22 protein-coding genes are annotated in these 23,568 nt (G+C 70.3%); 2 read left to right on the top strand and 20 right to left on the bottom strand.

The features are described from left to right. Positions 1–8: 8 nt before the first annotated feature. Genes CFB52_RS29565 through CFB52_RS29470 form a run of 20 tightly spaced genes read right to left on the bottom strand, consistent with a single transcriptional unit; the run spans position 9 to position 21,445 of the window. Positions 9–1,088 (bottom strand): ABC transporter permease, encoded by a 1,080-nt coding sequence (locus tag CFB52_RS29565; protein ID WP_099318235.1) that lies wholly within the window; start codon positions 1,086–1,088, stop codon positions 9–11. Then, positions 1,081–2,094 (bottom strand): ATP-binding cassette domain-containing protein, encoded by a 1,014-nt coding sequence (locus CFB52_RS29560; protein ID WP_059579610.1) that lies wholly within the window; start codon positions 2,092–2,094, stop codon positions 1,081–1,083. Before CFB52_RS29560 ends, CFB52_RS29565 begins: the two co-directional genes overlap by 8 nt. An 11-nt stretch (positions 2,095–2,105) precedes the next feature. Beyond that, entirely contained in the window at positions 2,106–3,179 is a 1,074-nt protein-coding gene (locus CFB52_RS29555; RefSeq protein WP_059579174.1) for a TauD/TfdA family dioxygenase, read from the bottom strand. Positions 3,180–3,182: 3 nt separating this feature from the next. Beyond that, a complete protein-coding gene (locus CFB52_RS29550) occupies positions 3,183–3,845 on the bottom strand; it encodes a class I SAM-dependent methyltransferase (protein WP_059579171.1) in 663 nt (220 codons plus the stop codon). Between the two features lie 28 nt (positions 3,846–3,873). Further along, the gene (locus CFB52_RS29545) at positions 3,874–5,118 is read right to left on the bottom strand and encodes a citrate/2-methylcitrate synthase (RefSeq protein ID WP_099318234.1); all 1,245 of its coding nucleotides are present in this window, start codon (positions 5,116–5,118) and stop codon (positions 3,874–3,876) included. Position 5,119: 1 nt separating this feature from the next. Beyond that, positions 5,120–6,967: an acyl-CoA dehydrogenase gene (locus CFB52_RS29540; RefSeq protein WP_180278282.1), complete on the bottom strand. Its 1,848-nt coding sequence runs from the start codon at positions 6,965–6,967 to the stop codon at positions 5,120–5,122. Beyond that, positions 6,967–8,061, bottom strand: coding sequence for a hypothetical protein (locus tag CFB52_RS29535; protein ID WP_060009058.1), 1,095 nt, complete (start codon positions 8,059–8,061; stop codon positions 6,967–6,969). Before CFB52_RS29535 ends, CFB52_RS29540 begins: the two co-directional genes overlap by 1 nt. Then, the gene (locus CFB52_RS29530) at positions 8,058–9,641 is read right to left on the bottom strand and encodes an acyl-CoA ligase (AMP-forming), exosortase A system-associated (RefSeq protein WP_099318232.1); all 1,584 of its coding nucleotides are present in this window, start codon (positions 9,639–9,641) and stop codon (positions 8,058–8,060) included. Before CFB52_RS29530 ends, CFB52_RS29535 begins: the two co-directional genes overlap by 4 nt. A 16-nt stretch (positions 9,642–9,657) precedes the next feature. Continuing rightward, complete coding sequence (locus CFB52_RS29525; RefSeq protein ID WP_099318231.1) at positions 9,658–10,833, bottom strand: PLP-dependent decarboxylase; 1,176 nt, start codon at positions 10,831–10,833, stop codon at positions 9,658–9,660. Beyond that, a complete protein-coding gene (locus CFB52_RS29520) occupies positions 10,823–11,812 on the bottom strand; it encodes a 3-oxoacyl-ACP synthase (protein ID WP_059579154.1) in 990 nt (329 codons plus the stop codon). Before CFB52_RS29520 ends, CFB52_RS29525 begins: the two co-directional genes overlap by 11 nt. Before the next feature lies 1 nt (position 11,813). Continuing rightward, on the bottom strand, positions 11,814–12,797 hold the full coding sequence (locus CFB52_RS29515) for a ferritin-like domain-containing protein (protein ID WP_059579151.1): 984 nt from the start codon (positions 12,795–12,797) through the stop codon (positions 11,814–11,816). Between the two features lies 1 nt (position 12,798). Continuing rightward, positions 12,799–13,428, bottom strand: coding sequence for a hypothetical protein (locus CFB52_RS29510; RefSeq protein ID WP_060009051.1), 630 nt, complete (start codon positions 13,426–13,428; stop codon positions 12,799–12,801). 1 nt (position 13,429) lies between these two features. After that, positions 13,430–14,305, bottom strand: coding sequence for a hypothetical protein (locus CFB52_RS29505; RefSeq protein WP_099318230.1), 876 nt, complete (start codon positions 14,303–14,305; stop codon positions 13,430–13,432). A gap of 7 nt (positions 14,306–14,312) precedes the next feature. Further along, a complete protein-coding gene (locus tag CFB52_RS29500) occupies positions 14,313–14,567 on the bottom strand; it encodes an acyl carrier protein (RefSeq protein WP_006481176.1) in 255 nt (84 codons plus the stop codon). Positions 14,568–14,625: 58 nt separating this feature from the next. Beyond that, positions 14,626–15,711: a hypothetical protein gene (locus CFB52_RS29495; protein ID WP_060009045.1), complete on the bottom strand. Its 1,086-nt coding sequence runs from the start codon at positions 15,709–15,711 to the stop codon at positions 14,626–14,628. A 13-nt stretch (positions 15,712–15,724) separates the two neighbouring features. Continuing rightward, the gene (locus tag CFB52_RS29490; RefSeq protein ID WP_099318229.1) at positions 15,725–17,053 is read right to left on the bottom strand and encodes a hypothetical protein; all 1,329 of its coding nucleotides are present in this window, start codon (positions 17,051–17,053) and stop codon (positions 15,725–15,727) included. Beyond that, complete coding sequence (locus CFB52_RS29485; RefSeq protein ID WP_099318228.1) at positions 17,043–17,786, bottom strand: outer membrane lipoprotein-sorting protein; 744 nt, start codon at positions 17,784–17,786, stop codon at positions 17,043–17,045. Before CFB52_RS29485 ends, CFB52_RS29490 begins: the two co-directional genes overlap by 11 nt. Then, positions 17,783–19,000, bottom strand: coding sequence for an ABC transporter permease (locus tag CFB52_RS29480; protein ID WP_060009037.1), 1,218 nt, complete (start codon positions 18,998–19,000; stop codon positions 17,783–17,785). The genes CFB52_RS29485 and CFB52_RS29480 overlap by 4 nt, the downstream gene beginning before the upstream one ends. Continuing rightward, positions 18,972–19,682 carry an ABC transporter ATP-binding protein gene (locus CFB52_RS29475; RefSeq protein ID WP_059579134.1) on the bottom strand — a complete coding sequence of 237 codons (711 nt, stop codon included), beginning with the start codon at positions 19,680–19,682 and terminating at the stop codon, positions 18,972–18,974. The genes CFB52_RS29480 and CFB52_RS29475 overlap by 29 nt, the downstream gene beginning before the upstream one ends. Next, positions 19,679–21,445 (bottom strand): fatty acyl-AMP ligase, encoded by a 1,767-nt coding sequence (locus tag CFB52_RS29470; RefSeq protein WP_257220738.1) that lies wholly within the window; start codon positions 21,443–21,445, stop codon positions 19,679–19,681. Before CFB52_RS29470 ends, CFB52_RS29475 begins: the two co-directional genes overlap by 4 nt. Positions 21,446–21,824: 379 nt before the next feature. On the opposite strand from CFB52_RS29470, the gene CFB52_RS29460 reads away from it, so the two are divergent. Together CFB52_RS29460 and CFB52_RS29455 are read left to right on the top strand one after the other, a co-directional pair. After that, positions 21,825–22,772 carry a fatty acid desaturase gene (locus CFB52_RS29460; RefSeq protein WP_060009028.1) on the top strand — a complete coding sequence of 316 codons (948 nt, stop codon included), beginning with the start codon at positions 21,825–21,827 and terminating at the stop codon, positions 22,770–22,772. A gap of 38 nt (positions 22,773–22,810) precedes the next feature. After that, positions 22,811–23,568 (top strand): ferritin-like domain-containing protein (locus tag CFB52_RS29455; protein ID WP_180278286.1); only part of this gene is annotated, 758 nt, incomplete at its 3' end.

Below are 23,568 nucleotides of genomic sequence, written 5' to 3'. Positions count from 1 at the left end.
GCGACGCGTCACGCGTCGTGCCAGCGGAACAGCCGCGCGGCGGCGAACAGGAACAGCGCGGTGCACGCGGTCATGCCGAGCAGTTGCGGCGCGAGCTGCGCGTACGGCGCGCCGTCGACGAGCGCGCCGCGCAGCGCGACCGCGAACTGGTTGGTCGGCAGGAACGCGAGCCCGGCCTTCAGCCACGCGGGCGCGTCGTGCATCGGGATCGTCAGGTCGCTGAAGAACAGCAGCGGGTAGTAGGTGACGTTGCACGCGAGCTCGGCGGCCGCGAGCGAGCGCGTGCGGCTGGCGAGCAGCACGCCGATGCTCAGCACCATCGCCGCGCCGAGCAGCACGATCGGCAACGCGCGCAGCCCGTCCGGCGTCGCGATCGGCAGCGCGATGCCGAACGCGACGCGCGCGACCGTCAGCAGCACGAGCGCCGACAGCGCCATCATCGCCATCCGCGCGACGATCAGCGCGGCGAGGAACACGCCGCGCGACACCGGGAAGCACACGTACAGCTTGAACGTATTGCGCTCGCGCAGCGCGGCGATCGCGGTGGTCGTCGAGTTCAGGCCGATCGCCATGAACGCCATCACCAGGATGCCGGTCGCGAAGAACGCGCCGTAGTCGAACGGGCGGCGCGTGGGCGCCGCGTTCTCGAAGCGCGCCTGCGCGGCCAGCAGCCCAAGCCGCTGCGCGGCGCAGCGCGCGAGCGCGATCTCGACGACTCTCGATGCCGCCTTGACCGCGAGCGAGCCGTTGAAGTCGTAGCGGATCGTCGCCGGCGCGCGCTCGTCGGCGCCGAGCACGACGGTCACGCGCTCGGCCGGCGCGCCGTGGCCGCCGAAGGTTGCCTTCACCGTGTCGCTGTGCGACAGGCTGGCGACGATCTGCGCCTGGCACGCCTGGTTGTACGGCGTCGCGCCGCCGGGCAACTCGAACGCGATGTCGGCCGTGCCGAGCGAACCGGAGCCGCCGAACGCGAACAGCATCACGCTCAGCAGGAACACGGGGAACACGAGCGTCCAGAACAGCGACGAGCGGCTGCGCAGATAGCCGAGCAGCTCGTTGCGCACGAGGATCAGGAACACCTTAGTCATGGCTCGGGCCCTCGGTGCACAGGCGCAGCAGGTCGCCCGGCGTGCTCGGCGCGAGCGCGAGATGCTGGATGCCCCGTTCGCCGACGATCCGGTGCACGTTCGGATGCAGCGTCGCATCGCCGAACGCCTCGACCACGTGCGCGGCCGACACGCGCACGCCGGTCACGCCGGGCAGCGCCGCGAGCCGCTTGCGCAGCGCGCGCGCATCGGCTTCGTCGCGGCAATGCAGGACCGCGCGCGCATCGCCGACGAGCTCGGCGCGCAGCGTGTCCTGGTCGCCCTGGTAGCGCACGCCGCCGTCGCGCACCCACACGAGATCGTCGACCACGCTCAGTTCTTCCTCGGAATGGCAGATCATCGCGATGCTCGTGCCGCTTGCGCGGTGGCGCAGCAGGTCGATCACGACGCCCGCGTAGCGGCGGTCGAGGCCCGTGAACGGTTCGTCGAGCACGGCCAGCTCGGGCCGATGCGCGAGCGCGACGTAGAGGTCCACGCGCTGGCGCTGCCCCTTCGACAGCGCGCGGCACGGCTTGTCGAGCAGTTCGGCGATGCCGAGCGCGTCGGCGATCGCCGCATCGGTGTGCGCGTACATCGCGCGGTGCAGCGCGACGATCTCCGACACGCGCAGGTGATCGGGATACTCGACCTTCTGCAATTGCGCGCCGATCCGCTGCAGCGAGCGCGAATCGCGCATGAAGCGTTCGGCCGGCACGTCGAGCACGCGCACGTCGCTGCCGCCGCGCCGGAAGCCGAGCAGCGTTTCGAGCAGCGTGGTCTTGCCGGAGCCGTTCGGCCCGACGATCGCGGTGATCGCGCCGAGCCGGAACCGCACGTGGCGCGCGGAGAAGCGGAAATCGCCGGCCGCGACGTCGATCGCGCGCGCGCCGAGCGCCGCGCCCGGCGCATGCGCGTCGGGCAGCGGCGGCGTGCCCGCTCGCCGCGGCCGGTCGAACGCGGCGGGCGGGCCGAACATCGCGCGCACGGACGCAAGAAACGAAACGCTCATCGTCGGCATCCTCAGTCGAACAGCATGACCTGCGTGTCGCGCACGCCGCGGTATGGGTTGCGGCCGTGCGCGACCAGCATGTTGTCGACGACGAGCACGTCGCCGGCCTGCCACGGGAACGCCCGTTCCTCTTCGTCGAGCGCGTCGTAGATCGCCACCAGATCGTCGAACGGCATCGGCGAGCCGTCGCCGTAGCGAATCTCGTACGGAAACGCGGCGCGCGTGCCGTACATGCGCTGCAGGTAGCGATAGCTGAGCGCGCCCATCGAGCGCGGGTTCGGGTGCTGCGCGCTCGCCTGGTTGAACCACACCGTCTCGCCGGTGCGCGGATGCGTGCGCAGCGCGCTGCCGACGTGCGACACGGTCACGCTGCCGTCGTCGAGCCAGCGGCAGCCGACGCCGCGTTCCGCGCACAGCCGTTCCACTTCGTCGCGCGCCGTCGTGCCGAATGCGTCGTCCCACGGACGGTGGTACGCGGCGAACGGCAGGTTCGGATTGGCGGCGAGGCCGTCCGCGCGGTCGCCCGGCGCCGCGAAATTGCGCAGGTACATCACGCCGCGTTCCGCGAACCGCGTGCGCAGCGCGGCCGGCACGCGCGCGGTCACGCGGCGCATGTCGCAGATCGGCGTTTCGCCGCCGGCGTCGGCCGGCTGCCGGCAGTAGAACGCGACGAGGCGCGGGAATGCGGGCATGTAGGCCATCTCCTGGTGCAGCCCGATCTTGAACGGCGGCGGCATGCGGGTCGACTCGTAGACCTGGCCGTCGATCTGCCGGCGCGGCGCGGCGCCGGCCGTGTAGCCGTTCGCGTGCGCCGGGTAGAGCGCGCCGAGGCGGCCGAACGCGGCGGTGTCGGGCACCGCGAAGCCGCGCCACAGCAGCGCGCCGCATGCATCGAGCAGCGTGTCGATCGTGTCGAGCCGCGAGCGGTACCACGCGACGAACGTCTCCGGCGACGTCGCGAGTTCGGCGCTGCGCGGGCTCACGCACAGCGGCAGCGTCGCGCCGGGCGCGACCGGCGCGCAGTGCACGTCGTCGGCGCCGAGCCGCACGGCGGCATGTGCGGCGAGGAAGGCGAGATCGGTCATCGCTCAGGCCAGCGCCGGTTTCTTCAGCAGGATTTCGAAGCCGAGCGCGCCGAGCCCCGCGCTCGGGCTGTAGATCGACGCAACCTGCGTCAGACCGGCTTCTGCCACTAGCGCATGCGCCTCGTCGAGCGTGATCTTTTCCTCGACGTGGGTCGGCGGATAGTCGGCGGCCGCGCGCATCTCGGTGAAGCGGTCGAGCAGGTGCTGCGGCGCGTCGCGGCGCATGTCGTGCACGAGCGCGATGCCGCCCGGCTCCAGCACGCGGTACATCTCGGTGAGGCTCAACGCCTTGTCGGGCAGATGGTGCAGCGTCGCGCGGCCGACCGCCATCGTCAGCGTGCCGGCGTCGAACGGCAGCGCGAGCGCGTCGCCGACGCGCATCTCGATCGTGTCGTCGAGCCCGAGTTCGCGAATGCGCGGGCGGCCTTCGTCGAGCATTGCCGGATCGAGGTCGATGCCGACGTAGCGCCAGCCGCGCATCGCCGGATCGGTCGCGAGCCGCACCGGCACGACGCCGGTGGCCGTGCCGATGTCGGCGATCGTGCCGGGCGTCATCCCGCGCGCGAGCTGGCGGATGCGGCTGATGAACAGCAGGTCCCACGGTTCGAGCGTTTCGGTGGCGAAGCGATCGTAGTCGTTCGCCGGGCGCAGGTTCTTGAGCAGCATGACGTTCCTTGTGCGAAAGGGTGAGGGTTCACAGCCAGCCGACCGGCACGGCGGCCAGCAGCCGTCGCGCGGTCGCGCTGTTGACGCCGAACGCCGGGCGGCGGCGCCGTTCCACCGCATGCGCGGCCATCGCCGCGATGCGCGCGCCGAGGCCGACACCGACGCCCCACGACGGCGCGGCGACGCCGAGTTCGAGCAGCGTCGCGGCGGTCAGGAAATCGATGTTCGGCCGCAGCGCGCGGCGCGCGTCGGCCTGCGCGCAGCACGCGTCGAACAGCGTCACGTAGCCGCCGCCGAAGCCGCAGGCCGCGAACCGGCCGCGCATGTGCGGCGGACGCGGATCGGCGACGAACAGCGGATGGCCGAAGCCGTACAGCGTGCGTTTCGCGTCGAGCGCCGCATCGATCGCCGCGCGCCCGGCTGCGTCGAGCGCGGCCGACGGTGCGCCGGCGCCGCCGGGCACCGATCGCGCGAGCGCCGCGAGCCACTGCATCGCTTCGAGCGCCGCGCCGACGTGCGACGGCCCGCTCGCGAGGAAGCCGGACGCGATCGCCTGCGTCAGCGTGACGCCGGTGCCGATCGCCACGCGCGGCGCGAGCACGGTCGGCGTGATGTAGCCGAAGCCGGCGTGCCACGCGACGAGCAGCATGTCCATCGCGGCTTGCGCCGGCGCGTCGTGGCGCGTCGCGCCGGTCAGCGCGAGCATGCGTTGCGCTTGCGTCCGCGCGGCATCGAGCGCCGTGCCGCCGCCGGCGCGCGGGCCGGCGGCGAACGGCCGGCCCTCGATCGCCGCGTGCAGCAGGAACGGCGCGGCGGCCGCGCACAGCAGCATCGTGTCGAGATCGGCATCGTCCGGTGCCGGGCCGCGCATGCGTTCGAGCACGTCGTCGAGGCCGCGCAGCAGGCCGGACGCGGCCGCGAACACCGGCGCGACGCCCGCCGCACCGAGGTTGGCCGCGACCGACTGGGCGGCCGAGCCCGGCGCCAGCGCGTCGGCGAACGCCGCGAGCCGCGCGGCGATCGCGGCCTCGTGCGCGCGATGGTCGGCGCGGCCGGGCGCGACGTCGAACCACAGATGCGCGAGCGCGCCTTCGAACGTCGTCGCGCCGATCAGCGCGTTCAGGTCGAGATCGCGCACGCGCAGCGCTTCGGGGTCGAGCGTCGCGCCGTCGATGTCGGTGCCGCGATGGCGCGTCGTCGGGCGGCCGAGCAGGTTGCGCGGCGCATCGGCGGTCGGGGCAGCGGGGATGCCGGAATCGAGAGTCGTGTCCATGTCATTCCGCCGCGGCGAGTTCGTCGCTGCTGACGCTGATCGCCGCGTGCGCCATCGCGGCGATCACGGCCGCGTGCTGGTCGACGACGGGCAGCACGTTCGCGAAGTAGTAGCGCGCGCTTTTCAGCTTGCCGCGATAGAACGCGAGCTCGGCCGGCATGTCGGCCGTTTCCGGCGCATCGAGCCGGCGCGCGGCGATCGTCGCCGATTCGAGCAGCACCCACGCCGACGTGACCACGCCGAACATCTCCAGAAAGCGCGTGTAGAACTGGCTGCTGCGATGCGTGTGGCCGTCCTGCACGTCGCGCGCGATGTCGTCGAGCGCGGCGGCGATCCGGTCGGCGCCCGCGCGCAGCGCGTCGAACAGCGGCCGAAGCTCCGCTTGCGTGCCGGCGTGATGCTGCTGGGCGAGGAATGCGTCGAGTTCGTCGCGGTAGTACTGGATCAGCCGAGAATGGCGGCCGAAGCCGAGCTTGTCGCGCACGAGGTCCTGCGCCTGGATGTAGTTTGTGCCTTCCCAGATCGACAGGATCTTCACGTCGCGCGCATTCTGCTCGACGGGGCTCGCGTCGGTATAGCCGAGCCCGCCATGCACCTGGATCGCGGTCTCGCAGATGCGCCATGCCTGGTCGGAGATGAACGCCTTGCAGATCGGCGTCAGCAGCAGTTGCAGCTTGCGGTGGCGTTCGATCTCGGCCGGGTCGGCGTCGGGCGTCGCTTCGAGCATCGCCGCGCGCGTCGCGGTCGCGGCGAGCTTGCCGAGCAGGCCGCGGCAACCGTCGACGCGGCTTTTCATGTCGACCAGCATGCGCTGCACGTCCGCATGCTCGACGATCGCGACGCGCGCGGCGTTCGTGTTCGACGCGCGCTCGATCGGCCGCCCCTGCAGCCGGCGGCCCGCATACTCGACCGCGTGCAGGTACGCGCTCGACGCGACGCCGACGCCGAACATCCCGGTGCTCATCCGCGCCTGGTTCATCAGCGGCATCAACTGCAGCAGGCCGACGTTGCGCCGGCCGCCGAGCAGCCAGCCTTTCGTCGTGCCGTTCGCGCCGAACACGAGATGCGTGTTCGCGCAGCCCTTGAGCCCCATCTTGCGCGGCAGGCCGATGCAGTCGACGTGGTTCGGCCGCAGCTCGCCGGTTTCCTCGTCCGGCCAGAAGCGCGGCACGACGAGGCACGACAGCGAGAACGAATCTGGCGACGCGGTATCGATGCGCCCGAGCACGAAATACAGCGTGTTTTCCGTCAGCTCGTGCATGCCGGCCGAGATATAGACCTTCTCGCCGTCGATCGCGTAGACGTCGCGTTCGAGCGGCGTCGCGCGCAGCGCGACCGCGGTCAGGTCGGTGCCGGCCTGCGGTTCGGTCGCGCAGAAGCACGCGTCCCAGCGGTACGCTTCGAGCGGCGCGATGAGCGCTTTCTGGTGCGGCGTGCCGTGCATCTGCAGCAGCTTGACCGCGGGCCGCGTGAAGCCACCGTACGTCATGAACGACGGATTCGCGCCCATGAACATCTCGTAGATCATCTGCGTGACGATCGGCGGCAGCCCGTGCGCGGTGCCGAACAACGTGTTCGACCATTCGTCACGAAAGCGCGCCCAGAGCGCGTGGAAATGCGAAGGAATCCGTACCTGTCCGTCGTCGAGCAGCGTGCAACCCTCGACGTCAGCCTGCTGGTAGCTGCGGCCGAGATCGAGCGCGAAGTCGCGTGCGCGTTCGAGCAGCGCATCGATCGACGCACGATCGTGCGTGCTGTACGGCCCGTGTTCGAGGAAGTGCCGATCGGCCTCGAACAGTTCCCACAGAAAGAAGCGCAGCTCGCGCAGGCTTACCTTGTAGGCGCTCATCATGCGTCTCCTTCGATATCGAGCGCGGCGTCGAGGCCGCCGGCCAGATCGACGACGGCCGCCGCCGCCGCGCCATGCAGCGCCGCGTCCCATACGAGCACCGTGCGGCGTTCGCCTTCATCGAGCGCGCCCGCGAGCCGGATCAGCGCGGCAGCCGATTCGGCCGACGACAGATGGCCGGCCCCGTCGTGCTGGATGCGCGCGCCCACCGGGATCGACGCGGCGTCGGCCACGCGTGCCGCGAAGCCGGGATCGAAGCCCGGCGGCACGCACCAGTCGATCTGGTTCGCGCGCAGGTTGGCCTGGTCGAGCGCGCGGCGGATCGCGCGGGCGGCGACCGGCGCGAGCGTGTCGCGCAGCGCGGCCGGCGCATCGGCCCACGGATCGGCGACCGATGGTCCGAACTCCATCGCGACGGCGCGCACGCCTCCCCACGCGGCCGGCTCCGGCGCCGGCCCCGCGCGCGACACGAGCAGCGCGGCGGCCGCATCGCCGTAACCGACCAGATCGCCGAACTGGCGGAAGAACGGGTAGAGCCACTTGTCGCTGAGGATCACGAGCGCCTGGTCGCCTTCGTCGAGCAGCAGCCCGTCGAGCAGCATCAGCGCCGAATACCAGCCGAGCGTGCCGTTCTGGCCGAGCGCGAACGGCGTAACGCGCTGGAGCCCGAGTTCGTACTGCATGCGGCCGACGACCGAGTCGCCGATGCCTTCGTTGAGCGCGCAACTGGCGACGATCAGATGCGTCGTGCGCGCGAGCGCGCCGGAGCCGAGCTGGTCGCGTAGGTCGAGCGCCGCATCGGCGGCGAGATCGGCGAGGCTGCGCCCCGGCGGCGCGACGCGCAGCGCGGGCCGGCCGCCCGGCGCGAGGCGCGTGCCTTCGTCGGGCGTCAGCGCGCCCATGCCGCGCGGCCGCGCAAAGCGCGCCTGCGGCAGCAGCAGATGGCGGTAGCCGGGATGGCGCTCCTGCGCCTGGATCGCGCTGAACACGACGGCGGGCGGCAGCACCACGACGCCGCCGGACAACGCGAGCGTGCCGGGCGCGGCGACGCGCGGCGCGCCGACACAGGGTTCATCGAGCGTCGACGGGGTCATGCGGCGGTCTCCTCGAGGTTCGGGCGCGCGAACGCGTCGCGATACTGCGCTTTCAGCGCCGGTCGGTCGATCTTGCCGTTCGGGTTGCGCGGCAACGCCGGCAGCGGCTCGACGACGAGCGGGTTCATGTAGGTGGGCAACGCGTCGCGGCACGCGCGGGCGATGTCGATGCGGCACGCGTCGGCGTCGAGCGTCGACACGACGCATGCGGCGATCGCCTCGCCGAGCGCCGGATGCGGAACGCTGAATACCGCGGCCTCGCGGATGTGCGGCAGCGCGAACAGCACGTCCTCGACCTCCGTGGGGCTTACGCGATAGCCGGACGTCTTGATCATGTCGTCGCCGCGCGCGACGAAGTACAGGTAGCCGTCCGCGTCGCGCCGCACGATGTCGCCGGACCATACGGCGACGTCCGGGCGCGGAATCTCGCCGTGCCGGCGCGGCAGCGGGCGAAAGCGCTGCGCGGTCAGCTCGGGCCGGTTCCAGTAGCCGAGCGTGACGAATGCGCCGCGATGCACGAGTTCGCCGGGCTCGTCGGCCGCGCATTCGCTGCCGTCCGCGCGCAGCACGAGGATTTCCGCGTTCGGCACGGCCTTGCCGATCGACGTCGGGCGCAGCGCCGCATCCGCGGGCGGCAGGTAGGTCGAGCGGAATGCTTCGGTCAGCCCGTACATCAGGTACGGCGACGCGTGCGTGAACAGCGCCTGCAGACGGTGCAGCAGCGGCGTCGCGAGATGGCCGCCGGTGTTCGCGAAGCGGCGGATCCGCGTGCGCGCGGCGTCGCTCCAGCCCGCCGATGCGAGCTGCATCCACAGCGGCGGCACGCCGGTGATCGACGTGACGCCGAACGCGTCGCAATGGCGCGGCACTTCGGCCGGCTGCAGGAAGTCGAGCGGCGTGTAGCACGCGCCGGACGCCAGCGCGGTCGTCAGCTGGCTCAGGCCCGCATCGAAGCTGAGCGGCAGCACGCCGAGCACGACGTCGTCGTCGGCGAGCTGCTGGTATGCGGCGACGCTGAACGCGCCCGACACCAGGTTGCGGTGCGATACGACGACGCCTTTCGGCTTGCCGGTCGAGCCGGACGTGTAGAGCAGCGCGGCCGGATCGTCGTCGACCGGGCGGCCGGCGGGGGCGGCTGCCGACGCCGGCGTGTCGGTGCCGGGCGAATCGATCGCATCGGCCAGTTCCTCGATCAGCAGCGTCCGCGTGCCGACGAGCGCGGCGAGCGCCGGCAGGCGCTTGAGCCGCTGCGCGCCGGTCACGAACAGCGCGGCGCCGCTGTCGGCGACGATGTGTTCGATCTGCGCTTCCTTCAACTGCGGGTTGACCGGCACGAAGATCGCGCCGAGCGCGTTGGCCGCGAGCATCGCGACCACGGTTTCGATGCGCTTCGGCGCGTAGATCGCGACGCGCTCGCCCGGCTGCACGCCGCGCGCCGCGAGTACGGCGGCGGCGCGCCGGACGGCGCGGGCGAGCTGGTCGTAAGTCAGCGTGCCGCCGCCGTCGGCATACGCCGGACGATGCGGCCAGCGCGCAGCGCCATGTTCGAGCAGGTCGGCGATGCTGATCAATGCGTTCATGATCGGCTCCTCTGGTTCAGGCAGGCCGCACGTACACGTGCGCGGCTTCGTGGGACAGGAAATGCGCCATCGAGTACGTGCGGTGATACGCGCCGCAGCGTGCGAACACTGCGATGTCGCCGACTTGCGGCGGCGCGCCCGTGTCGTCGCGGCCGATCACGTCCGCGCGGCTGCAGGTGCTGCCGACGTAGAGCGTCGGCACACCGCGCGACGGCGGCGCGGGCGCGCGGCGCACGAGCGACGGCGCGGCCAGGCGGCGCATCACCGATTCGGTCTGCGCGAGCAGGAACGCATGGGACAGCCCGCCGTCGCAGACGGCGATCGTGCGGTCCTGCCACGCCTTCACCGCGACGACGCGCGTCGCGAACACGCCCGCATCGGCGAAGATCGCGCGGCCGGATTCATGGGCGAGCGAATACTGGCCGGCCAGCGGCGCGAGCGCGGCGGCATAGCGCTCGAACGCGGCATCGCCCGGATGATCGTCGGCGAAGCCGCCGCCGAGGCTCAACGAGCCGAGCGGCGCGCCGTTGGCCGGCGCGAGATCGCGGGCGAGCGCCGCGAGCAGTTCGGGCAGCACGAGCGTGTCGGGCTGCGCCGGGTCCTGGCGGATGAACGAATGCGGGCCGGAGAACACGTGCAGCCCGGCCACGGGCAAGCCGGCGGCCGCGAGCGTGCGCACCGCGTCGTGCGCCTCGTTCGGCGTCATCCCGAAGTGGTCGTGCCACTGCGCCCGCGCATGAACGCCGGCCAGCGCGCCGGCGTTCACGCGCAGCAGCACGGCGCCCGGCGTGCTGCCGCCGGCCGCCGCTTCGCGCGCGAGCGGCACGAAACGCGCGACCGCGTCCGGGTTGTCGAGCACGAAATGGCAGCGCGACGCGAGCCCCGCACGCATGAACATCTCGTCCATCGACGGATTGTTCAGGTAGCGCGGCGTCCTGATCCGGCCGATTACCGCATCGAGTTCGCCGCGGCTCGCGAGTTCGACGCCGTCCTCGTACGCATGCGCGCAGCGCGCGAGCATGTCCTGGTTCGGGTTCGCCTTCAGCGACACGATCAGCCGCGTGCCGAGCCGCGCCTTCAGCGACCGGTAGCGCGCGATCGCGACCTCCGGCTCGTACACGTAGCACGGCGTACGCAGGTCGGCGATCCACGCGTGATCGGCGGCGGGCGGAAGCGGGCGTTCAGGCGTCATGGCGGCCCACCGGATGAAGTGTGGCGGCCGCATACGCGCCGCAGTTCGACTGCATCACGCCGAGCACGCGCTTGCCGTGCGCGAGCGCATCGAGCCCGACGTCGGCCAGGTTGATCGGGAAATCCGAACAGCACGCGTGGCCGCGCGCATGGATGTTGTCCGCATAGAGCCGCTCGGCCGGCACGCGCATCGCGCGGCATAGCGCGTTCCAGCCGGGCAGGTCGGCGTTGTGCGGCAGCACGAGGTCGTACGCGTCGAGCGCATGCGGCTCGAGCGCGACGGCCGCGTCGATCGCACGGCGCGTGTACGGCCACTCCATCATGATCAGGTCGGCCTCGTTCGCGGCGACCGTGTCCGACCCGCGATGCCATTTCGCGTGCGTTTCGATCGCGATGCCGCCGAGCCGGTTCTTCGTGCTGTTGCGCGCGATCAGCATCGCGGCCGCGCCGTCGCACTGCACGCCCGTCATCTGCCGCATCCGGTAGTCCTCGCCGTACACGCGGTCGGACGACACGACGAGCGCCGCGTCGAGCCGCGGATGGCGGCGCATCAGCGCGCGCACGGTTTCGATGCCGGCCGCGACCGACACGCAGTTCAGTTGCGCGACGGAGCCGAGCCACAGCGGCTCGATGCCGAACTGCGCGGCCACTTCGTGCGGCAGGCTGCGCGGCGCCGGCGGCACGCTGAATTGCTGCGTATGCACGTGCACGATCGCGCCGACGTCGGACGGATGCACGCGCGCGGTGTCGAGCAGCCGGCCGACCGCCGCGATCGCGAGATCGGTCTCGCTCGTGTCGAGCGCCATGTGGAAATAGCGGCTGCCCGACTGCGCGATCGCGGCCGCCCGCTGGGCCGGATAGTCGCGCTCGGCGGCCCAGGCCTCGATGTCGACGGGCGGGCCCGGCAGCTCGTAGGCCACCGCGTCGATGCCGATCCAGAAGCCGGCGTCGCGGGATGCGTGGGAAGAGGGCATCGTCATGTCAGTTGAGCGGCATCGCCGCGTAGTCGAGGACGTCGAGCTTTTCGAAGGTCGCCTGCACGGTCGGCGTGAGCAGGCCCATTTCGCGGATCGTCGGCACGAGGCGCCGGAAGATCGAGCGGCGAATCGAGCTCGACACCGGCGATTCGCGCACCATCGCGCTGCATTCGCGCTTGGACAGCCCCATCGGTTCCCAGATGTCGTCCGCGCACAGGTGTTCGTACAGCACGGCCGCGCCTTCGCAGATGAACTCCTCGCGTTCGCGCAGTTCGTGCGAACTCATTTCCGCGTACACGCGGCACAGCGTGATCCGGCCGACCGCGAAGTGGCGCGCTTCGTCGCGCTGGATCCGCAGGAACAAGTCCTTGATGAACGGGTCGGTGCTGTACGCGACGACGCTCTGGAAGATCGACAGCGCGATGCCTTCGACGAGCACCTGCATCCCGAGGTTCGTCATGTCGAGCGCGCTGCTCGTGATCGTGTCGTGCAGCAGCCCCTTCAGCGAGCGGCTCATCGGGTAGCTGACGTCGAGCTTCTCGTTGACGAGCTTCGCGTACGCCTCGACGTGGCGTGCTTCGTCCATCATCTGCGCGGCCGCGCACAGCCGCGCGCTCAGGCCGCTCTCGGCCGACGCGAGCTTCGACGCGCAGATCAGCGCGGCCTGCTCGCCGTGCAGGATCTGCGACAGCAGCCAGCCCTGCGCGTGATGGCGCACCTCGCGCTTGTCGGCGTCGGCGAGCTTGCCCCACAGCTCGGTGCCGTAGATCAGGAGCGTCGGGTCGGGCATGCCGAGCGGGTTGGCCGGATCGAGGTCGTGGCGCCAGTCGACGTCGGTCGCGACGTCCCACTGCGCGGCCTTCGCCTTCTCGTACAGCCGGTTCAGCGCCTCTTCGCGCAGCGCGTAGTCGTTCGACATCAGCGCGTCGACGGGCATCGACCAGCGGATATCGGCCGTGTCCTGCATCACGGTAAGCGTGTCATTCATGTCAGGGTCTCCCCGGCCGCGCGGCGGCGCCGGAATGATGGGCGGAATCGGTGAGCGGGGCGGCGGCGCGCGACGCGCCCGGATGCGGTTCGAGCCGGATCGCGAACGACGGCCACGCGCCGCGCAGTTGCGCGTCGAACGCGTCGGCGAGCCGCGCGGGCCAGATCGCGCAGCACACGCGGTTGTCGCCGGCGAATTCCGCATCGCGCAGAATGCGGTCGCCGATCCATACGACCGGTGCGCCGCGCGCGGCGTCGCGCAACGCTTCGTCGTACAGGTGCACGCCGAGCAGCACGTGCGGCGCGAGCAGTTCGGCCGGCAGCGCGCCGAAATACGGCGCGCACACTTCGATGAACACGCGGGCATCCGGATGCACGGCGTCGCGGATCCGCGCGGTGATTTCCGCGAGGAATCCGAAATACTGCACGTGGTCGAGCAGCACGCGGCGCTCGCCGCCGGCCGCGTCGTACGCATTGCCCGCGTCGTACGCGTCGCCGGCCGCTTCCGCGAGCGCGGCGCGCGCATAGTCGGCCGGCGTGCCGAGCGGCATCCGGTACGCGCTGGCCGCGACCGCGACCGGCTGCCGCGCGTCGCGCTCGATCCGGTAGGTGAAATGAACGGGACGCACCATGTCATGCCTCGCCGTCGAGAAAGAACGTCGCGTCCGGCGCGAACGCGACGTCCGCGATCGCGTAATAGCCGTTCAGCGCGAGCGAGCAGACGGCCGCGCGGCGCGGCGTGTCGCCGTCGCGGTGCGCGAGCAGCACCGACAGCCACGGGTCGCTGCCGAACGCATGCCCGAACACGCCGTGGCCGTCCGGCAGCAGCGGTGTCTTGCCGACCGACGCGAGCAGCGCGCGACGCGACGTGGCCGGGAAGAACGGCAGCGCCGCGTGCAGCCCGGGGCGCGCCGCGCAGAACGTGCGGATGTCGCGGCCGAGCCGCACGACCGCGCTGGCCGGCGGCGCGGCGTCGGCGGTCACCGACTGCGCCGGTTCGCGGCCGACGTCGACGAGCAGCGTGCAGATGCCGAAGCCCGAGCGTCCCCATGCGGGATTGCCGTGCCAGTACGTATAGCCGTGCACGTCGACGTCGACGATCTGCAGCAGCAACGTGCGCGGCCCCGTCTCGGCCGCGGTCGCGAGCGTGCGGCGCAGCACGTAGCCCCAGCCCGCGCATTCGTACGAGCAGGTCATCCAGTCGGGCGTGTAGTCGTTCGCGCCGGCCAGCGCCTGCGCGAACACGCGATGCTGCGGCGAATCGTTCATCAGCAGCATCGACAGGATCGTCGAGCTGACCACGTAGTCGTCCGCGCCGACCGCGCCGCACAGCCGCTCGCGTTCGGCGCACGCGAGCGTGCCGATCGCGCGGGCCGTGTCGTCGAGCGGCGCGGCCACGCCGTCGCGCGACGGCGCGACGCGCCGGTACGCGAGCGCCTGCACGGTCAGCGCAGTGGCCGGGGCCGGCTGGACGGCGGCGGCCGCCATGGGGGCGAGGGGCGCGAGCATCGCCGTGTCAGGCCGCGTGCTGCTGGCTGCGCAATTGCGCGTCGAGCTGCTGCAGCGTCGTGTACTGCGTGATGTTCAGCGCTTCCGGATCGATCGAACCGTAAAGCTGTTCGCAGAACACGATCAGCTCGACGATGTTCAGCGAATCGATGCCGAGTTCGCCGATGCCGGCGTCCGTGTCGACGGTTTCGACGTTGAGGATCTTCGCGACTTCGCGGGACAGGATGTCGAGCGCGTCGGCCGGAACGTTCTGGGTCGTCATGAGAGGAGCTCCTGGAGTTGAGTGGGTTTGATCGGGATCGATCGGCCTGTCGCGTGGGTCAACTGCCGGCTTCGCAGCGCAGGCTCTTGCGAAGCTCGTGATAACAACGGTACGAACTGCCTTCCATCTTCGAAAACGCCAGCAGGTCGCGCTGGTCGTCGAACAGCTGCACCTTGCCGTCGCGCACGAGCGCGGACAGGAACTCGTTCGACAGCAGCTTGATCGCGAGCACGCGCTGCACCTTGCCGAAGCTGTAATGCGCGTCGTCGGTCTGGGCGCGCGCGGCGTCCGCGATGAAGCGGTGCACGGCGCGCGCGTCGGCGTCGAGCTCGATGCGGCCCGTCCGTTCGAGCCAGCCGACGTGCGCCATCAGCGCGCGAACGAAGTACGGCCGCACGACGGTCAGGTATTTGTTGAACACGGTCGGGCCGCCGATGCGCAGGCGATCCTCGGCGGCGACGCGCACCTGGCCGCCAACGTTCGCAAGCTGCAGGTTGCCCGCGAGGAACGGCGCGCCGCAGGTCGTGCGTTTCAGTTTTCGATACTCGTCGGGCCACACGAGATAGGCGGCCGGGAACATCACGCCCGGCACGCGTGCCGCGACGACGGCCATGCAGTCGCGATGCGCCTCGATGCCCCATACCTTGTCGACGGTCAGCGCGAGCCCGTTGTCGTCGCTGCGCACGACCGTGCGCCAGGCAGCCAGGGTCGGGCCGCCGCCATCGCTCATCAGGAACGCGAAGTGGTGGCCGGCGTCGATGCATTCGCATGCGCGGCGATTCTGGTCGTCGGAGAAGAACAGCCCGAACATGATGCGGATGAACGCGCGCATGAACGGCTTGAACAGGTGATGAAATCCTTCGCGGCCGATCTGTTCGAGCAGCGCTTCGGTGAGCGGCGCCTCGTCGTGCCGCAGCGGTGTCGACGCGGACGCATCCGGCAGTACGTCCGGTACGGCGGTGCGCAGCGCGATCACCATCTCGCTGTCGAGCAGCCGCACGGCGGCGGCTTCGACGAGCCGGGCCGCCGCGTGCGGCGGCGTGCCGATCGCGTCGAGGTGGCGCAGCACCGGATACGCGGCCTGGTCGGCCACGCGCAGGCGCAGCGGCGGTGCGATCGGGGTGGGGGCGGAAAGCGTGGACATGGCAGGGTTCCAGTCAGAAACGCACGCGCACGGCGGCGTCGATGCGGGTGCCGAGACCGACCATCCGGTACTCGGAACTGCTGTCGGAAAACGCGTGCGACACGGCGACATCGACACTCACGCGTTTGTTCACGTCGGCGACGACCTGCGCGATCGCCAGCAGGCCCTTGTCCTGCGGCGAATAGACGCCGCGCAGCGAATACTCGACGCGGCCGATCTTCTTGCCGAGCCGCGCGAACAGGTAGTCGCGCAGGTTGCCGTCGACGCTCACGAAGTTGGCCGTGCCGCCGAGGCCGGCCAGCGCGGCGCCGGGCGCGACGGGCAGCAGCGCGTTGTTCGCCTGCGCCGCGCCGACCATCCGGCGCCACTGGCTTGCGTCGTAACGCGCTTCGTCGTGCGACCACTCGACGATCAGCGACAGGTTGCCGGGCAGCGCGCTCTGCATGCCGAGCGCGCTGCGCCACATGTACTGGCGATCGTTGCGGCGATCGACGGCGTCGTACGCGGCCGCCGAATCGAGCGGCGTACCGTTCGCGATGAAGGCCGGCAGCGGCCGCGTCGTGCCGCGTTCGAGCCACGCGCTCGCATAGACGGTGTTCGAGCGCGCGACGTCGAACGACAGCGTCGCGCCCGCGCCGCCACGGCCCGCGTGATGGCCCGCGAGCAGCGCGGCCGAGCCGCCCGACCAGTTGTAGGCGCCGCGTAGGAGCTGCGTCGCGCCTTCGACGTCGCGGTTGTCGACGTCGTTGCGCAGCGTGCGGTTCTCGCCGGCGATGAACTGCAGCGTGGTTTGCTCGCCCGCCCATTTCGCTTCGACGAGCGGCGTGCCTTCGACGTCGCCGTAGCGATCGTAGATGTCGGCCGTCGCGGCCCGTTTCTGGAAGAAGCCGAGCGGGAAGAACGCCTGCGACGTGTCGAGCGCGTCGATCCGCTTGCCGGCCGTGAGCGTGATGCCGTTGTCGAACGCGTAGCGCACGCCGGCTTCGTTGAAGCGGCTCGCCTGCGCGCCGAGCGAGTGATTGCTGGCGACCACGCGCGCGTTCACGAACAGGTTCTCGCCATCGATGCGCGCGAGCAGCCCGGCTTCCTGCTGGTTGCGCGGCGAGTCGCCGATCAGGCGGCCGAGCAATGCGCGGCCGTCCATGCTGTCGACGGAGCGCGCGTAGCCGATGCCGTTGAGCGTGCCGAGCTGGTCCATCAGCGATTCTCCATGCGCGAGCGTGCAGCCGAGCGCGAGCGGGATCGCGAGCGCGACACCGGGCCAGCCGCGGCGGGCGCGATCGGGTGATGAGCGGAGGCGGTCACGATGAGCATCGGCATCGGCGTCGTACTCACTGGCCATCGGCGAGCGTGTCGGGGTTGAACCAGCCCGACGGGATCTTGCGCGGCTGACCGTCGAGGATGTCGACGACGCTCGCGCGCTGCTTCTCGACCTCGTTGCGATAGGTGATCTTGCGGATCACCTTGCGGCCGTTCGCGTCGACCGGCGCCGAGAAATCGGCGCTGCGAAACAGCAGGCCGCTTGCCAGGAAGAACTGCGCGCGCACCGGCACGTCGGTGTCGGGCGTGACCCACAGCTTGATCGTCGGATAGACGTTGTCGGGATCGGTCGCGCTCAGGTCGAGCTCGGTGGCCGGCTTGCCGGCGATCGTGGTCGTGCCGGGGGCGGCCGTCGCGCGATAGCTGTCCGCCCAGTGCGTGCGCGTGATGTCGCTGATCACGACTTCGCCCTGCAGCCGCTGCATCCCGTTGATGCGCACCGCGCTGCGCGTGTTCGGCACGTAGAACCAGTGCCCGCGCGTCGTCGCGAGGTACTTCTGGCCGTCGTTCTCGCCGCTGCGCGTCAGCGCGAGCGTGTCGCCGTTGCCGCGCGTGTAGACGAGATAGCGCGTCGCGTCGCCGGACTGTCCGCCGACCTCGTTGGTGATCTCGATGTTGGTCTGCGTATCGGCGGCCGTGCTGCGGTACGCGTCGGCACGGGCGAGCATGGTCTGGGCCGTCGGCGTGTCGGCCGCCTGCGTGGCGAGCGGCGCGCACGCGACGAGCGCGGCGAACGTCAGGCGAATGCGATTCATGGGGCGAGTCCTTCGAGGATGTTGCGTTTCGCGAGACCGAGCGTCGCGAGCAGCGCCGCGGCCACGCCGAGCACGACGAACGCGGCTTCGACGGCGGCCACGGCGGCGGGCGACACCGTGAATTCGAGCAGGATCGGCTTCACGCGGCCGGGCGGCGCGGGCAGGTGGATCTGCGCGTGATTGAGCGCGACCATCGTCAGCAGCGCGAGCGCGATGCCGGCGGCCGCGCCGAGCAGGCCGAGCAGCGCGGTTTCCTGGATCAGCACGCCGCGCACCGTCGCGGCCGGCACGCCGAGCGCGCGCAGCGTCGAGATCTCGCGGCGGCGTTCGACGATGCTCATCAAGATCCAGTTGCTCATCGACAGCAGGATCGTCACGCACAGGATCGCGCCGAACACCGAGAACTGGTTCTTGTACAGCGCGACGACCTGGTGATAGAGCGACACGAGCTGGTCCCAGGTCTTCACGTCGAGCGTCGGCAGCGCGGCGCGCAGCGTCGCGGCGGCGGCCGGCGTGCCGGCGGTGTCGTCGAGGAACACCGCGATGCGCGACGCGCGGTCGGTGCGCAGCAGCGCCTGCGCGGCCGTGAACGTCACGTCGACGATCCGTTCGTCGACGTCCTTGTTGCCGGTGCTCATCACGCCGACGATCTGCGCGTCGGTCGCGTTGATGCCGCCGTGCGCGGTCGACGCCATCAACTGCACGACCGAGCCGACGCGCACGCCGAGCTTGCGCGCGAGTTCCGCGCCGACGACGACTTCGGTGCCGGCATTCGTCGGCGACAGGTAGCGGCCCGACAGCACCGTGTGATAGTCGAAGAAGCCGGGCGGCTCGCGGTTCGGCTCGATCCCTTCGCCGACGAAGCCGTAGCTGAGGTCGCCGTTCGACACGAGGCCGTCGAAGTCGATGCCGCGCGCGGTCGTCGCGACGCCGCGCAGCTTTGCAATCGCCTGCGTGGCGGCCGCCTGCTCGTCGGCGGTCAGCCCGTACTGCAGCGGCCGCTCGCCGATCAGGTCGAGATAGCCGTGGTGCAGCACCTGCACATGGCCGACGCCGCTGTCGATCGACCCTTCGCGCACCGCGTCGAAGGTCGCGATCACGTAGCCGAGCGCGAGGCTCGACGCGAACGCGGCGACGCCGATCATCGCCATCGTCAGCACGGTGCGGCGCTTGTTGCGCCAGAGGTTACGCCACGCAAACGTCGACCAGTTCACGATTCACTCCCGGTACGCCGTCGCGCATCTCGATGCGGCGCGGCAGGTGCGCACACAGACGATCGTCGTGCGACGCAATCAGAAAGGCGGTGCCCAGCGTGCGGTTGGTGTCGAGGATCAACTCGGCGACCGCCCGCGCGTTGGCGCTGTCGAGGCTCGCGGTCGGCTCGTCCGCGATCACGATCGCCGGCTCCTTGGCGAGCGCGCGGGCCAGCGCGACGCGCTGCTGCTCGCCGCCGGACAGCTCGCCGGGGCGATGCCGTTCGCGCGCGGCGAGCCCCACCGCGTCGAGCATCGCGCGCGCGCGTTCGCGCCGCGTGCGCGGCGTGCCCCACGCGAAGCAGCCGAGCTCGACGTTCTCGAGCGCCGACATCACCGGAATCAGGTTGAATTGCTGGAACACGAAGCCGATGCGTTCGCGGCGAATCCGTTCAAGCGTGTCCGGCGCGTCGTCGATCCGGCGGCCTTCGAGCCAGCGTTCGCCGCTGCTCGGCACGTCGAGAAAGCCTGCGAGGTTCAGCAGCGTGCTCTTGCCGCTGCCCGACGGGCCGACGAGCGCGACGACGTCGCGCGGAGCGATCGAGATCGTTGCGCCGCGCACCGCGACGACACGGCCCGCACCTTCGTACACGCGCGTGACGTCGCGTAGTTCGAGCACCGGCGAAAGCGACGCGGGCGTCATGCGAACGCTCCCTGGCCGGCTTCGGCGACGGCGGCCGATGCGGCGATCACGGGCAACGCGCCGTTCGCATAGAGATCGCGGCATTTCAGGCGCTGCAGCTTGCCGCTCGTCGTGCGCGGCAGCGAGCCGGGTTCGACGAAGCACAGATCCTGCGCGGCGAAGCCGATGCGCGACGCGAGCAACTGCTGGCACTCGGTGCGCGTTTGCGGCGTCGCGTCGACGGGCCGTGCCTCGATCGCGACGACCAGCCGCTCGGTGCCGGTTTCGGGGTCGGGCAGGCCGAACGCGATGCACGTGCTCTTGCGCAGCGCGCTGTGCGACGCGAGCGCTTCCTCGATCTCGTGCGGGAAATAGTTGCTGCCGCGAATGATGATGACTTCCTTCTTGCGGCCGAGGATATGCAGCTGGCCGTCCGCGACGTAGCCGATGTCGCCGGTGCGGAACCAGCCGTCGGCCGTCAGCGGCGCGGCGATCGTGCCGTCGTCGGGGGCCAGGTAGCCGAGCATCACCGACGTGCCGCGGATCGCGACTTCGCCGACCGCGCGGTTGCCCAGCGCATGGTCGCCGTCGTCGAGGATGCAGAACGCCATCCCGTCGATCGGCGTGCCCATCGCGAGCACCGTTTCGGTCTCCGTCTCGCGCCCGTCGTTCGCGGCGGCCGGCTGCGCGTCGCGGCGCTCGATCAGCGCGCGCCGGTCGAGCGTGTCGGCGATCACGTACGGTGCGCCCTCGACCGCGCCTTCGTGCCATGCACGATGCATCGATACCGCGAGCGTCGATTCGGCCATCCCGTAGCACGGCTGCAGCGCCGACGCCGCCAGCCCGTACGGCGCGAACGTCGCGGCGAAATCGCGCAGCGTCGCGTCGTCCACGCGTTCGCCGCCGATGAAGATGTTGCGGCACGCGGACAGATCGACGCCGTCCATCGCGGCGGCGTTGAAGCGGCGCACGCAGTAGCGCAGCGCGAAGGTCGGCACGGACGTCGTCGTCGCGCGTGCCGATGCGATGCGCTTCAGCCAGCCGAGCGGATTCCGGATGAAGCTGTTCGGCTGCATCATCAGCAGCGGCGCACGGTAATGCAGGTTGGACAGCAGCGTGAGCAGCCCCATGTCGTGATAGAGCGGCAGCCACGACGCGGTGCCGTCGCCGGCCGCGATATCGAAGCGCACCGACCCGCCGATGCCGACCACGTTCGCGATCACGTTCTCGTGGCTCAGCACCGCGGCTTTCGGATGCGACGTCGAACCCGACGTGAGCTGGACATGATGCGGATCGTGGCCGCTCTTCGCGCTGATTGGCGCGCGCGCGCCGGCATTCGCGGCGCTCGACAGCGTCGCGAGATCGACGACGCGCGTGGCGGCCGCCGGAAACGCGTCGTCTCGCCACGCCGCGGCCTGTGCATCCGCGGCGATGACGAGGCGCGGCCGGTACAGCTCGCACGCGACGTCCGCCACCTGCCGCGCGGCCGTCGGCCGCCGCACGGGAACCGGCACGGTGCAGGGCAGTGCGCCCGTCATCACGCAGGCCATCATCGCGGCCGCATGCTCGACCGACGCGGGCAGCGCGAGCATCACCAGATCGTTCTCGCGCACGCCGAGCTCGTGCAGCGCGCCGGCCTGGCGAAACACCTCTTGCGCGAAGTGCCGGTACGTGATGCCCGCTTCGCGGCCCGCATCATCGACGAACGTCATGCGATGCATGGCGCCCGCGACGTCCTCGAGCGATTCGATCAGGCGATGAATGGTGGATGCGTACTTCGTCACGAGGGTTCTCCCCTTGAGGAACACGGCCGCTCGCGCCACGGTGCCGGCGGCGCCGTTCGTCGAGTGAGGAGGATTCTTGCCGGATCGATCGGCGGCGACAAACGGAATCTATGCAGGCTATGCATGAGCGGTACGCATCCACGAGGTGACTGGTCGGTCTCATTCGACCGGTCGTCTAGTTCACGATGTGGTGCGCTCATGCGCGGGCGTCATGCAATGCGTTCGGAAAATTCGTTTGTCCGAAACATCGACTCACAGAAGAATGGCAACCCGGCAGCGCGCCAGCGTCGCCGCGTCATCGTGCCGGGCAACCCGGCCCAAGGAGAGCGTCTTGTCCGTCACCTCATCGCTTGTCGCCCGGCCGAAACCGGTTACAGACATGAAGAGCCGCCCGAGCGGCGTGGTCTTCTCGCTGAAGCTGGTTGTATACGTTGCGCTCGTCGCGCACGGGATGATGTTCGCGCTGTCGGCGCTCGTGATCCTGAAGGCGGTCGGCATCCTGCTGATCGGTGCGATGTATGCGCACGGCGTCGAGCTGCAGCACCAGGCGCTGCATTACCAGGGATTCCGCAGCAAGCGCCTGAACATGGTGTTCGGCGTGCTGCTCGGCATGCCGATGCTCGTGTCGTTCCACGCATACCAGGACAGCCACCTGCGCCACCACCGGCTGCTCGGCACGCCGGAGAACAAGGAGTTCTTCGACTACGGCGACCAGTACGGCGCGAGCCCCGTCGTCAATGTCGGGCTGTGGATGTGGCGGCTGTCGATGGCCGCGCACTATATCCAGTTCGCGAGGAACGTCGTGAAGCTCGTCGTGCCGGGTGCGCGCTTCGGCGACAATGCGCTCGTGTCGCGCTCGATCCGCCGCGACTACCTGCTGATGGCGGCCGCGATCGCGCTGCTCGCGGCGCTGTCGTTCGTGCTGCACACGTGGTTCGTCGTCTGGGTGTGGGTCGTCCCGCTCGTGTTCGTCGCGGCGCCCGTGCACGCGCTGGTCGAGATGCCCGAGCACTACCGCTGCGACCTGACGAGCACCGACCCGTTCCGCAACACGCGGACGATCGAGAGCAACGCGTTCATGACGTGGTTCACGAACGGCAACAACTATCACGTCGAGCATCACATGATGCCGAACCTGCCGATCGAGCGGTTGCACGACCTGCATGGCGCGATCGCGCCGCGCATCCGCTATTACCACCGCTCGTATCGGCAGTTCTACCATGCGTTGCTGCGCGGCCGGCTCGCGCCGCGTTCGGTGGACGACGATCGGGACGATCGCGAGCCCGATGCGGAAGCCGCCGCGCCGGCGTCGACGCAGTCGGCATGAGCGCCGGTGCGGATTGCATGGCGACGACGGTGACGACGATGCTCTATCCGGAACTTTTCAGGTCGCTCGAAGCTGTCCGCTGGGACATGGAGAAGGACATTCCGTGGGACAGGTTCGACGCTTCGCTGCTCACCGACGAGCAGGCGAAGACGATCAAGATGAACGCGATCACCGAATGGTCGGCGCTGCCCGCGACGGAAATGTTCCTGCGCGACAACCAGCACGACAGCGACTTTTCCGCGTTCATGAGCGTGTGGTTCTTCGAGGAGCAGAAGCATTCGCTCGTGCTGATGGAATACCTGCGCCGCTTCAAGCCGGAGCTGGTGCCGATGGAGGAGGAACTGCACGCGGTGCGTTTCCAGTTCGATCCTGCGCCGCCGCTCGAGACGCTGATGCTGCACTTCTGCGGCGAGATCCGTTTGAACCACTGGTACCGCTGCGCGGCCGACTGGCACACCGAGCCCGTCATCAAGCAGATCTACGAAACGATTTCGCGCGACGAGGCGCGTCATGGCGGCGCGTATCTGCGCTACATGAAGAAGGCGCTGAACAACAGCGGCGACGTCGCACGTGCGGCCTTCGCGAAGATCGGCGTGCTGATGGCGTCGGCGCGCCGCACCGAGAAGCCGCTGCACCCGACCAACCTGCACGTGAACCAGGCGCTGTTCCCGCGCGACACCGTGCAATCGCGCCTGCCGGATCCGGAATGGCTCGAGCGCTGGCTCGACGAGCAGATCCGCTTCGACGGCGAGTGGGAGAAGAAGGTGGTCGAGCGGATCCTGCACAACCTGTCGAT

Source organism: Burkholderia sp. AU18528 (genome assembly GCF_002223215.2).
Lineage (GTDB): Bacteria > Pseudomonadota > Gammaproteobacteria > Burkholderiales > Burkholderiaceae > Burkholderia > Burkholderia semiarida.
Note: the sequence above shows the minus strand (reverse complement) of the source record. Positions and strands in the feature narration are given on the sequence as shown.